General features: G+C 63.1%; 10 protein-coding genes. 7 read left to right on the top strand and 3 right to left on the bottom strand.

All coding sequences use genetic code 11. From position 1 onward, the window contains the following. Entirely contained in the window at positions 1 to 705 is a 705-nt protein-coding gene (locus tag ACIOWL_RS13375; protein ID WP_400385886.1) for a FadR/GntR family transcriptional regulator, read from the bottom strand. A 133-nt stretch (positions 706 to 838) separates the two neighbouring features. Then, positions 839 to 1,738 (bottom strand): LysR family transcriptional regulator, encoded by a 900-nt coding sequence (locus tag ACIOWL_RS13380; RefSeq protein WP_400385889.1) that lies wholly within the window; start codon positions 1,736 to 1,738, stop codon positions 839 to 841. Positions 1,739 to 1,879: 141 nt separating this feature from the next. On the opposite strand from ACIOWL_RS13380, the gene ACIOWL_RS13385 reads away from it, so the two are divergent. Together ACIOWL_RS13385 and ACIOWL_RS13390 are read left to right on the top strand one after the other, a co-directional pair. Further along, on the top strand, positions 1,880 to 2,869 hold the full coding sequence (locus ACIOWL_RS13385; RefSeq protein WP_400385892.1) for an alpha/beta hydrolase fold domain-containing protein: 990 nt from the start codon (positions 1,880 to 1,882) through the stop codon (positions 2,867 to 2,869). Beyond that, on the top strand, positions 2,866 to 3,888 hold the full coding sequence (locus ACIOWL_RS13390) for a cupin domain-containing protein (protein WP_400385895.1): 1,023 nt from the start codon (positions 2,866 to 2,868) through the stop codon (positions 3,886 to 3,888). The genes ACIOWL_RS13385 and ACIOWL_RS13390 overlap by 4 nt, the downstream gene beginning before the upstream one ends. A gap of 48 nt (positions 3,889 to 3,936) precedes the next feature. Here ACIOWL_RS13390 and ACIOWL_RS13395 read toward each other — a convergent pair whose 3' ends face one another. Further along, positions 3,937 to 4,572 (bottom strand): TetR/AcrR family transcriptional regulator, encoded by a 636-nt coding sequence (locus ACIOWL_RS13395; protein WP_400385898.1) that lies wholly within the window; start codon positions 4,570 to 4,572, stop codon positions 3,937 to 3,939. A gap of 101 nt (positions 4,573 to 4,673) precedes the next feature. Between ACIOWL_RS13395 and ACIOWL_RS13400 the strand changes: the two genes are divergently transcribed. The 5 genes from ACIOWL_RS13400 (at position 4,674) to ACIOWL_RS13420 (ending at position 12,282) form a co-directional block, all read left to right on the top strand. Further along, complete coding sequence (locus ACIOWL_RS13400; RefSeq protein ID WP_400385901.1) at positions 4,674 to 7,388, top strand: family 78 glycoside hydrolase catalytic domain; 2,715 nt, start codon at positions 4,674 to 4,676, stop codon at positions 7,386 to 7,388. A 43-nt stretch (positions 7,389 to 7,431) separates the two neighbouring features. Beyond that, positions 7,432 to 8,709: an MFS transporter gene (locus ACIOWL_RS13405; protein ID WP_400385904.1), complete on the top strand. Its 1,278-nt coding sequence runs from the start codon at positions 7,432 to 7,434 to the stop codon at positions 8,707 to 8,709. A gap of 2 nt (positions 8,710 to 8,711) precedes the next feature. Beyond that, the gene (locus ACIOWL_RS13410) at positions 8,712 to 10,214 is read left to right on the top strand and encodes a family 43 glycosylhydrolase (protein ID WP_400385907.1); all 1,503 of its coding nucleotides are present in this window, start codon (positions 8,712 to 8,714) and stop codon (positions 10,212 to 10,214) included. A gap of 530 nt (positions 10,215 to 10,744) precedes the next feature. After that, positions 10,745 to 10,849 carry a hypothetical protein gene (locus tag ACIOWL_RS13415; protein ID WP_400386509.1) on the top strand — a complete coding sequence of 35 codons (105 nt, stop codon included), beginning with the start codon at positions 10,745 to 10,747 and terminating at the stop codon, positions 10,847 to 10,849. 479 nt (positions 10,850 to 11,328) lie between these two features. Continuing rightward, complete coding sequence (locus tag ACIOWL_RS13420; protein WP_400385910.1) at positions 11,329 to 12,282, top strand: aldose 1-epimerase family protein; 954 nt, start codon at positions 11,329 to 11,331, stop codon at positions 12,280 to 12,282. Positions 12,283 to 12,387: the final 105 nt, after the last annotated feature.

Here is a 12,387-nt window from a genome sequence, read left to right on the forward strand (position 1 = left end):
TCAGGCCGGTGAATTGTGCTCCAGCACAATGTCCGCCAGCTGCGCTTCACGCCCGCTGATGATCGCCTCGACCAGTCTTTCGTGGACCGCCACGCGCCGGCGCCGATACTCCGTACCCGTTGCGGTGCTCCCGTCGACAAGCGCCGGTGCGGTGGACTGCTGGAGATAACCCAGGGTTGAAAGGTACACGGCGCGCGCCATCTCGTTGGGGCAGATGGCCGCAATGTCCCGGTGCAGCGCCCAGTTGGCCTGCATAAACGCTTCCCAATCCTGCTGCACCTCACGCATGGCCTCAAGGGAGCGATGCAGCCGGAGAGTGTCGTCATCGGTGCGATGCCGCGCGGCCTGCACCGCGATGAACAGTTCAAGGGTTTCACGCAGCTCAATTGCATCCTTGGTGGCGGTGGTCCCGTCGGCCACGGTCAGCAGGGTGTGCCGCAGTTTCACCACCGGTGTTGGCTGTGCCAGGAACAGTCCGCCGCCGCGACCCGGGCGGATTTCCAGCAAGCCGCGTTCCCGCAGCAGGCGCACGGCCTCGCTCACCGTGGAACGGGCTAAACCTGTCTGCGACCGGATTTCCTGCAGGGTGCTGACCATCTCTCCCGGGGCCAGCTGCCGTTGGCGAATATTCTCCTGAATGGACAGTGCCAACTCTTCGGCGCGGGAACGAGGCAGGCTCGTGCTCAGCTGGCTGTCAGGGGTCATCGCGGCGAACTCCCGGTGCTGTAGATCTTTGGTGGAAGGGGCTCCGCATGCTGATTGTTATCGAAGCCGAGGAACGAGTCAACTATATAACCTGAGTGACGCGTGGCAGCCCCGGTGTGTTGACGCTGGCCTGTCACAACACCTCGGTGACGGTTTCGGCGGCAATCCTCAGGAACGTTTCCAGCTCCGCGGTGGCCTTCTCATCGCGTGCGGCCAGCAAAACCCACACCCGGTAGTCGGTTTCCAGAGGAACAAAACGCACCCCGGGGCGGGTGTAGGAGGAGATTACCGACGAGCCGGCGATGTTCAACCCGATCCCGGCCGATACCAGTTCCATCGCCTCGTCAACCGAGTCCACCAGCTGTTTGATGGTGCAGCGCTGCGGGAGCCGCGGGTCGATGGTTTCATACCAGCTGAGCCGTGGTGTCTCGCCGCCAAGCTCCTCGCTGGTCGGGCCGATCAACGTCTCGCCAAACAGGTCGCTGACCGCCACCCGGTCCTGGTGCGCGCAGCGGTGGTTCTCGGGCAATGCCACCACCAGGTCCTCTGACCACAATCCCAGGGTCTGCAGCCCGGCGTATTGGGCGTGCGGATCCAGGTCAAAAACGAACGCGCAGTCGACCTGCCGGGTGCTGACCGCGCGCAAACCGCCGGTGAAACCGCTGGGCCGCAGCCTCAGGGCCACCCTCGGCATCCGTGCGGCCGCCGCCTGCAGGATCGACCGCAACCCGGCGCTGGAGGCCGGGGTGCCGATCTGCACTACCGAGTCTTGCGGGTCCCTGGACCAGCGGGTGATCCGTTCGGCCGCGTCCAGGGTCTCGCGGGCCAAAGGCACCAGTTCTTGACCGTGGGAGGTCAGCAGCACCGCCCGGGGGCTGCGTTCAAAAAGTTTGCAATTCAGCTGGCGCTCCAGGGTGGAAATCTGGCCGCTGAGCGTGGAGGGGCTCACGTGCAAGAGCCCGGCGGCCCGGGCGAAATGCAGGGTGTCGGCCACCGCGATAAAACAACGCAACTGGTGCAAGGTAAGATCCACGTTTCGAGCCTAACGTATCCGGGTCCCAAAGCCGCGGTGCGTCCTGCAGGTCGCTGTTGACGTGGTGCTTCGGGTTTTCCGAACGATAATTCAACTTTTCGAGATGGTCAATAGTGCGCTGGGTCACTCAGGATTGATGGTATGACTACCCCTTCTTTCAGCTATCCGGTGCGCCGCGAAGCGGCACTGGAATACGCCGGTGGCAACGGCGCCGCGCAACTGATGGATCTTTACCTTCCGCACACCGGCGCCACCTCGGTTCCCGTGGTGATTTGGCTGCACGGCGGCGGATGGTTCACCGGAGACCGAACCCTGGCTCCGGATCTCGCCGCCACCGCGGCACGTACCGGCATCGCCTTTGCCTCCATTGAATACCGGCTCTCCGGCGAGGCAACCTTCCCGGCGCCGCTGGATGACGTGATTGCCGCGATTCGCCACCTGCGTATCCACGGATCGCAGTGGGGGCTGGATGCTGAACGCATCGGACTGTGGGGCGCCTCCGCCGGGGCGCACCTGGCGGCCCTGTCCGCACTGACCGCGTCCTCCGCTGAGGCCGATGCGCCTGCCGATGCCCAGGTGAGCTGCGTGGTGGCCTGCTACCCGCCGGTTGATTTGGAACTGATCATCAACCAGCGTCCAGCTGGGAAAACCTGGGACCAGACCCCGGAAGGCCGCCTGCTGGGAGTGGAGCCGAACACCGCGGCGGGCCAAGCGATCGCGCGGGCGGCGAACCCGCTGACCCACCTGTCCGCCCAGGCCCCGCCCTTCCTGCTCTGCCACGGCACCGCGGACGTGCTGGTGCCGCACCTTCACTCGCAAAAACTTTTTGACCAGCTCCAGTCCGCCGGGGTCCACGCGCGGCTGTACCTGCTTGAAGGCTACCGGCACGGATTCGTAAACCCTCCCGGCCGCCTGGACGTTGAGATCGCCGCCGTCATGGACGACGGCCGCTTGGAAACCGAGGTGAGCGCCGCCGCGGTGGCTCAGGTAACCGGACACCCTGATTCCCAGGACGTGTTCTTCGGGTTCACCGACATTGAAAACTTCTTGAGCGAACGCCTGGGTGTGTCCGACTCGAATCCGCAGACAACCACACGTCCCCTCACCACATCAGGAGATATCCCATCATGAGAACAATCGACCTGGAGAGCATCCACTCCCTGGCCCCGGTGATCAACGCCCTGCCCGGCGAACCGGTGCCCTACTACCTCGCCTCCGGCGAAGGTGAACGCCACGAAGTTGATGGGCAGCTGGTGACAGTTGTCGCGCGGACCCAAGACACCGGCGGACTGTTCGAAGCGGCCTTTATCCTGGGCCCTGCCGGAGCGCAGAGCACCGGCTCCGCACTGGAATCCGTGCAGCGCTCATTTTTTGTGGTGGATGGCTGCGTGCAGGCCACCGTGGCCGGACGCACCCGCATCCTGGTCCAGGGCGACTCGTTCCATGTCGCACCGGGGGAGAGTCTGGAATACCGGCTGCTGAGCCACATGAGCCGACTTTTTATGTTCAGCGCGCCCGGTGGTGCGCTCGCCGACCTCTTGGGCGGCGCAGAGCGCACCGAACGGCACCTGTTCACCATGGATTCGGCGAGTGCCACGCAACTGCAGCTGCCGCAGGGTGTTGATTCCGCCGGTTCGCTGGCGCTGCCTTCCGGGGAAGGCGGATATTTCCTCAGCGCCGGCGGCGGGGACCACCGGGCCTGGCCTGATGCGTTGAACAGCTATTTGGCGCGGCCGGCCAATACTGGCGGGCGTTACTTCGCGGTGAATACGCTGGCCGCCGTGCAGCCCTACATCATCCGTCACTTCCACCGCCTGCACACCGAGAACTTCATCTGCCTGTCCGGACGTGTCTGGCTGTGGGTCAATGGCCACGAGGTGCTGCTGACCGCCGGAGACTTCCTGCACGCGCCAGCCGGCACGGTGCACAGCTTCGCCATCGGTGCGCACAACACCCAGATGCTCGGGTTGCTCACCGGCGGGGTGTTTGAAAAGTTCTTCGACGTGACCTCGCAGGCGACCGACGCCCCGGTGTACAACGAAGGGTTGGTTGACCCCTCCACGGTGATTGCAGGGATCCAGTCGAACCCGGACCTGGACCTGCAGGTGGTGGGCCCGCCGCCTGAGCGCACGCTCGCACCGGGCCTGTAGGCCGACTGACGGCCGTCGTGGCCGCACGGAGCCAGTCCGTGCGGCCAGTCAGGCCAAAGACACCTTTTCTCCCCCCGAAAGCAGAATCGAGGACGCCAGCCGCTCAAGATGGGCACGCGACTGCCCCACCAAATCCAGTTTTCCTTCCGAGAGGACATACTGCAGCTGCAGTCCGTCGCTGACTGCAATACATTCGCGCGCAATCGCCTGGTAATCAAGATCCGGACGCAGTGCGCCGCTGGCAACCTCCGCCATAAAAAATGTCGCAATTTCCGTGGCGATCCGGGTGTATCTTTCCTGGAAAAGTTCGTGGGCCGGGCTGTTCGGATCGGCGGCCTCCGCGGAAATCAACACAAAAAGTTCCATGAGTCCTGGCTGTTCCGCAAAAAGTTCACTCAGGCTCAGCAGTACCCGTAGCGTCCGGGTCCCATCAAGCTCCCCTAGGGCCGCCTCAGCAATGCTCTGCGCGACGTCAAAACGCCGTTCGGCGATAGCCAGCAACAGGTGTTGTTTGGTTGGAAAATGATGCGTCAGTCCAGGTGTTGTGATCCCCACGTCCCGCGCAATTTCCGCGAGTGACGTGCGTGAATACCCTGATGAAGTAAATCTTTGGGACGCCGCCTCCAAGATGCGTTCACGCCGTTCAAGGCCAACCGTGTAACTGCCGCGTTTGCTTCGTGCCATGCCCCAAGCTTAGCTTCCAATTTAAAAACCTTGCATATAAGGTTTTTGTCATTTACCGTTGAATGAGTCGTGAGTCACAAGGCAAAACAAAGGAGCACTCCATGACCGAACCAAGCTGCCGGAACCTGCGTGTTGAGCATCTGGAGCGTCCACTGATGCTTGAAACCACCCGTCCGCGGTTTTCCTGGATCGTGGAGCATGCCCAAGATTCCTACCGCCTGCAGGTGCGCACCGCCGCCGGGGACAGCGTCTGGGATTCCGGTCTGGTGACCGGGAATCAAACCACGCTGGTTGAGTACAGCGGGCAGCGCCTTGAGCATGACACCGACTACCTCTGGGTTGTGCACAGCCACTCGGGCGACGCCGTGCACACCGGCGAATCGAGCTTCGCCACCACCCCGGACCTGGGAGCCTGGGAGGCCAGCTGGATTGAACCAATCCAGGACCCGACCCACCTGGAACGGCACTCATTCCTGGACTGGATCCTGGGCAAAACCGAACAGGCTCCCGCCGCGCAGCGTCTGCGCCCGGCCCAGCTGGTGCGCCAAGAGGTGGCAATCCGCCCGGAACTGACCCGCGCCCGGCTCTACGCCACCGCCCACGGGGTGTACTCGGCCTGGATCAACGGCCGGGAAATCTCCGACGAGGTCCTGGCCCCGGGCTTCGACAGCTACCGGCACCGGCTCAGCGTGCAGGCCTACGACGTGCTGGAGTTGCTTGAATCCGGGCAGAACACCCTGGGCTTCGCACTGGCCGATGGCTGGTGGGCCGGGCGGATCGGGATCACCGGGTCCAGCGCCCAATTCGGCGACCGGTTGGGCCTGACCTGGCAGCTGCACCTGGGCTACACCGACGGCAGCACCGAAGTGCTCACCTCGGATTCCTCCGCCCGCAGCGCCACCGGCCCCTGGAACTACTCGGATCTGTTCATCGGTGAACACTACGACGCGCGGCTTGCCGACACTTCCTGGCTGCAGCCGGGATTCGCGCAGGAGAGCTGGGCTCCGGTGAACCAACTCGGCGTGGATGCCACCGGATTTGTTCCCTTCCGCGGTGAACCGATCCGCCGGGTGGCCCAGCTGCCGGTGGTTTCGGTGGAACAACGCGAGGGGGCACTGCTCCTGGACTTCGGGCAGGTGATCGCCGGGCGTGTGCGGCTGAAACTGCGAGGCCAAGAGCGCGGGACGCAGATCATGATCGAGCACACCGAAACCATTGACGCCAACGGAGACTGGTTCCAGAACATCCTTGGCGCCAACAAGGAACAGACGAATCACTACATTTGCGCCGGAGACCCGGTGGAAGAGTGGGAGCCGGAATTCACCTTCCATGGATTCCGCTACGTGCGGGTGACCGGACTGGACTCACTGGATCCCGGGGACGTCACGGCCATTGCCCTGTCCAGCGACCTGGAACAGACCGGAGAATTCAGCACCTCGGATGCCCGGCTGAACCGGCTGCACCAGAATGTGGTGTGGAGCCAGCGGGCGAACTTCCTGTCCATCCCCACCGACTGCCCGCAACGTGAAAAGGCCGGATGGACCGGGGATGCCCAGGTGTTCGCGGCCGCGGCCAGCAACAATGCCGGGGTCTACACCTTCCTCTCGCGCTGGCTGGATAACCTGCGGGCCGACCAGCTGGAGGACGGGCGGGTGCCCATCGTGTCGCCGCGCTCGGAATTCGACGACCTCAGCGCCGCAGAGGCGCCCGGGGTGGGGGCCATTGTGGCCGCCGCCGGATGGAGCGATGCGGTGGCGATTGTCCCGTGGAAACTCTACGAACGCTACGCGGACCCGAAGGTGCTGGAAGAAAACTACGCGGCCGTGGGCCGCTGGATCACTTACCAGGCAACCGAGGCGCAGCGCGAGATTCCAGAGTCCCTAATGCACCTCACGCTGAGCCCCGAACGCCAAGCCCGCCAGCGCCTGCTCTACAACACCGGCCTGCACTTCGGAGACTGGCTGACCCCGTCCACCCTGGAGGGGGATTTCCCGCTGCACGAGGCCATGGAAATCGCCCCGCGGCTGACCAGTGAACTGATTGCCCCGATGTTCCAGATCCACACCCTGGACCTGGCCGCCCGGATGGCCGAGGTACTGGGCCACCAGGCGGATGCCGAAGAGTATTCCCTGCGCGCTACCGAAGTCCGCGGCGCGTTCTGCAAGGAATACGTGGGAGAAGATTCCACCCTTCCGGTTCAGCTGCAGGGACTGTACGCCTTGGCCCTAGGCCTGGAGATCCTGCCCGAGTCCCACCGGCACCGCGCCGGAGAGCATCTGGCGGCGCTGGTGCGGGCGCGCGGAAACCGGCTGGATACCGGCTTCCTCTCCACCCCGTATCTGCTGGATGCGCTGTGGGATACCGGGCACCAAGAGCTGGCCCGCGCGGTGCTGTGGCAAGACCAGGCGCCGTCATGGCTTTACGAGGTGGACCGTGGGGCAACCACCATCTGGGAAGCCTGGGATGCGGTGGACCCCTCGGGGGCTCCGCGGCCGGTGTCCATGAACCACTACGCCTTTGGCTGCGTGGATGATTGGCTGTTCCGCAAGATCGCGGGCCTGACCCCCACCGCCCCGGGCTGGCGGGAAGTTTGTATCAACCCGGATATTTCCTGCGGGCTTCAGCACGCGGAGGCCGGTGTCCAAACACCTTTTGGACCCCTTGCCGTGAGCTGGCAGCTGGACAACGAGCACGTGGTCATCGACACCGTGGTACCCCACGGAATCACCGGTGTCCTTCAGCTTGCAGATCAGCGGATCCAGCTGACACCGGGCACCAGCCAGCACCGGCTGGCTGTGCTCACCCCGGCCATCTAGGCCAACACTCGCAACACCCACCCAAGTTCAAGGGAGAACACCCATGGCACGTACACTCGCAACCAGCCCGGCGGCTCAACAAGCCACCCGGGGCAAACCAAAACTAGGATTTATGATCCTGCTGGCCTTCGCCATTGCCTCCGCCAACGGCGCCCAGCTCTCGAACGCCATTCTGACCCTGTCACTGAAGTCCAGTGTGATCAGCTCGGCGGCCGCCACCACGGTATTGTCGATTGCCGTGGGCGTCGGCAGCATCTTCGCACTGGTGGGGTACCCGGTGCTCGGACGCCTCAGCGACCGGACCCTGTCCCGCTTCGGGCGGCGCAAACCCTACCTGCTTTCCGGCGCCGTGCTGATTTTGCTGGGAGCGGCAGTGACCCTGGCGGCGACGGGGACCGCCGTGCTCGCGGCCGGGTATGCGCTGACCACCCTCGGTGCGGTCTGCGCCATTGTCGCCTGCACCGCGCTGGTGCCGGACCAGATTGCCCCGGAATTCCGTGGCTCCGCCTCCGCGATGCTTGGCCTGGGCGCTCCGTTGGGTGCGGTGCTGGGGCTGTTCCTGGCCCAGCTGGTCCAGCCGAACCTGGCCGCCATGCTTTTCCTTCCTGCCGGTGTTGCCGCATTGGCCTTGGTGCTCTTGACCTTCTCCATCTCGGACCGCGCGATCTCCCGTGAGGAACGCCCTTCCTTCTCCTTCGCAGAATTCGCGGGGACCTTCTGGGTGAACCCGCTGCGCCATCAGGGTTTCGGCTGGGCCTGGTGGAGCCGGTTGATGATCTTCTTCGGTGTCGCCGCGGTCAACGCCTACCAGGCGTTTTACCTGATCATGGTGCACCATGTTGATCCCGCCACCGTAGGCACCTCGATCTTTGTGGCCACGTTGATCATGACCGCCATTTCCATGATCTTCGCGCCGATTTTCGGCAAGCTCTCAGACAAGGCCGGCCGACGCAAACCATTTGTGCTGGGTGCCGCGTTGGTGTTCGCCATCGGACTGGGCCTGGTGGCCATGGCCACCACCTACCCCATGTTCCTGCTGGCCGTCGCGGTGATCGGTTTGGGCCAGGGAGTCTACTTCGCCGTGGATTACGCGCTGATCATGGAGGTGCTGCCGGATCAGGACAATCCGGCCAAGGACCTGGGCATCATGAACCTGGCCAGCTCGCTTCCCTCCTCGCTGGTCCCAGCGGTTGCCCCGGCACTCCTGCTGATCGGTGCCAGCGCCACGAACCCGCAAAACTTCACCGCGTTGTTCCTTGCCGGAGCGGCTTGCGCTGTAGTTGGCGCCCTCGTGGTGCTGCCGATCAAGGGAGTGAAGTAGGCGTGGTTTACAGCAACCCGGTGATCACCGGCCACGCCCCGGATCCAAGTATTGTGCGTGTGGGCGAGGACTATTACCTGGCCACCAGCAGCTTCAACAAGCTGCCGGGGATCCCCATCCACCATTCGCGGGACCTGGTCAATTGGACGGTGATCGGCTACGCCATCACCCGCCCGGCGCAGTATCGACGCGACGGCCAGGACGGGCCGATTGAGCTTTTCGCCCCCACCTTGCGGTATCACGCGGGCACGTTTTACCTCGTGACCACCAACGCCCATCCGGGTCAGGGAAATCTTTTGGTCACCACCACGGATCCTGCCGGCCAGTGGTCGGATGCCATCTGGCTGGATCAGCAAGGATTTGATCCGTCCCTGTTCCGGGATGACGACGGCGCCTGGTACTACAGCCGCCGGAGTTTCGACCCGGAGCACAAGGGCGGTGCCCTGGGGCCGATCGTCACGGCCGCCATCAATGTCCAGACCGGGGAGCTGGGGGAGTTCCTGCCAGCGACCCCCGGGTCCGGCGGTTTTGTCACCAATGACATTGAAGGTCCGCACATCTTCAAGCGTGGCCAGTGGTACTACCTCACAGCCGCCGAAGGGAGCAGCTGGAAAGGCCACATGCAGACGCTGGGGCGCAGCGCCTCGCCGTGGGGCCCGTTCGAGGCCTGCCCGCACAACCCGATCATGACCCACCGCGACCGGGTGGGGCACCAAATCCAGTCCTTGGGGCATGCGGACTTTGTTGAAGCCGCCGATGGGACCTGGTGGGTGGTGGCGCTGGGAACCCGGCACGCACCGTTGGCCCAGCACCACAACATCGGTCGTGAAACCTTCCTGCTTCCGGTGCAATGGACCGATGGCGGGTGGCCGGTGGTGGGCGACGCGGGAACCACCGAGCTTCTCGTTGAGCGGGACACCCCGGGTATTGGTGTGCAGGGTGCCAACGCCGCCACCGAGCATTGGCTTGGATTGCGCTGGCCGGTGCCGTGCTCCGTCCTAGGCGACGAGGTGTTGCTGCGTGGTGGGGCCTTGCCCGAGGCAGGTCGGGAGGCAGGGCTGGTTTTGCGTCCGCAGCGGGCTGACGACGAGCGTTTTGCCGCCGTGCTGAGAGACCTTCCCGAAGGCTCAATGGCCGGGGTGGGGGTTTACCTGGATAAAAGCCACTTCGCCTATGCCGTGCTCCAGTCCGAGGCAGGAGGCCGGCAGGTGGCATTCCGTGTCAGCCTTGACGGACTGGAAACCGAACGGGTGGTGCCGGTTGCGGCAACGGGTGAGGTGGAATTTGAAATCCAGGCGCGCCCGGATCGGTATTACTTCACGGTTGGTGGCGAACCGGTGGGAGAGCTGGCGGCCAGGTTGCTCTCCGCCGAAGCCGCCGAATGGTTTGTCGCCACCCACCTGATGCTGGTCCATGTCGGTGAAGGCGAGGCACGTTTTGAACGTGTGGAGTCCCAGCAGCTTGAACCTCGCCAGCGCGCGGTTTTGCCTGCGTTTTTGCTCTAAGTTGGAGGGGAAAATGCCACCGGATCGTGTTGTGGAACACGAGCCGGTGGCATTGTCGTGTTGTCGATGAACGCTGGAACTGCTTTAGGCGGATACGACCGTATTTCTACGCAACTTCTGCATTTTCACAGAAACCGGATCATCCTCCTCGTTCAGTGGTACGACGAAGGAAAAGATCCTTCCCCAAAGCACCAAGAGCGCGAGACTAAACAAGCCGGGACACAATTCCGTGCATGGGAAACGGAACTCGACATGTCTATGGGCCTTAACACGTACTCGCATTGAGAAAACGTGGATCATAGGGAGGTCCTGATGCCTGCACGTTCCTATGAAGAGGTTGTTGCCAAAAGCTGTGACAAGTGGAGTCTGGACGCGGTCAATCTATCCGAACGCCTGAGCTCACAGCTCAAGGCAGAAGTTAGCGCACAAGTTGCTATTGGACGACAGATTGCCGCGGCGCGCGAATCGGCCTACCTGAGTCAGCCCCAGCTGGCCAAGCAATCCGGGCCCAGCAGGCAGACATTAGTCGGATTGAACGCGGCCTCGGAAATCCCACGCGTGACACGTTGGTCAAGTTGGCCAACGCCTTGGGAATGGAGCTAGTCCTGCAGCCCAAGGAGTCTCGCGATAGTTAGACGGCGCGAATCGACTGGACTTCGCTGCACGTCGCCGGCGGTCCAGCTGCGATGCAGCGACCTATCACTCCGGTCCTGCCATCCGCCAAAACCTCTGGGTGCAAAAGCTGCTGGCGTGTAGCCCTTTGCATGGGTTTCTACATCCGAAACGGTCGAACGTTTCTGGAATCTGCAGTAGTCCTGCTCTCCCGAACTTAGGTTTCGAACTCGGCCAGGCCCTAAGTGAACGATTTACTGATTGAATGTCGCGCCAGGACGGGTTCACCTGCTCACGATGCCGAATCTGGATGCGGTGAGTCGACGGAGACGCTATTGTGACTTAGCTTGTGTTAGCGCTAACATTATCCCAATCAGTCTGAATGGGCAGTCGGTTTCGAGGCGCGAGAAACACGGGTCAAGGGCTGATGCTTTAATCGTTTTTCAGCTCGCGCACGGCCGAGACGCTTCTGTTGCCACAACAACCAGGAAAGGACATCTTGATGTCCACTAACGTCCCACGTTCCACCCCCAATGGCTTGGTGCTCACCTTGCGAGCTCACGGATACACCGCGCAAGTGGCAACCGTCGGGGCCGCGGTGGCTTCGCTTGAGTATCAAGGCCGAGCGTTGGTGCGAAGTTTTGATCCAGACGGCGTGCGCCCTGTTTATGCGGGGGCGCTGCTGGCACCGTGGCCCAACCGGGTGATTGACGCGCGCTACAGCTGGGACGGTGCGGAGCACCAGCTCGCCATCACCGAACCGGCACGTGGCCATGCGCTGCACGGGCTGGTTGTTAATACCGATTTTCAGCTCGTTGAGCACAGCGAATCGTCGGTGCAACTGAGCGCTTTGATTCCGGTTCAAGAGGGCTACCCGGCGGCGGTGCGCTTGGATGTTGAATTCACCTTGGGGAGCGAGGGGCTGCGGACCGTCGCCACCGCCACCAATCACGGCCCGGGGGAAGTGCCCTTTGGGTGGGGTTCGCACAGCTATCTGGTGGCTCCCGGCGGCAGTGTTGATGAATGGATTCTCCACCTTCCTGCGGAAAACATTCAGCTCACCGAAGGGGAGCGCTTGATTCCCCAGGGCACCGTTCGGGTCAGGGAACAGGCACCTGAGTTGGATTTCCAGACCCCGCGCCCACTAGGGAGCACGTTTATTGACCACGCCTACACCGGGCTTGCGGCAAGCAGCGCGGGGATCTACCGGGTGAGTGTTACCGATGCGACTGGTGCGGGTTCCCAGATGACCTGGGATCAGGCCTGCCCGTGGGTGCAGATCCACACCGCCGACCGTCCCGAGCCGGAGCTGAACCGAACCGGTCTGGCCGTGGAGCCGATGACCTGCCCGCCGGATGCATTTAATTCCGGCGCGGATGTTGTTCGTTTGGTTCCGGGGGCAAGCCATGAAGCGGCATGGACCATCGGTGCGGTGGGAGCCGCTGACAGCGAGTGAACAACCACTAAATGAACACAATCGAACACAAAGGATGTTGAACTAAACATTTTGTGTTTGAATAGTAGCGATCACCTGTCCCCGTCATCCGTCAAGGACCCAAGC

This window comes from Glutamicibacter sp. NPDC087344, assembly GCF_044744225.1.
Taxonomy (GTDB): domain Bacteria; phylum Actinomycetota; class Actinomycetes; order Actinomycetales; family Micrococcaceae; genus Glutamicibacter.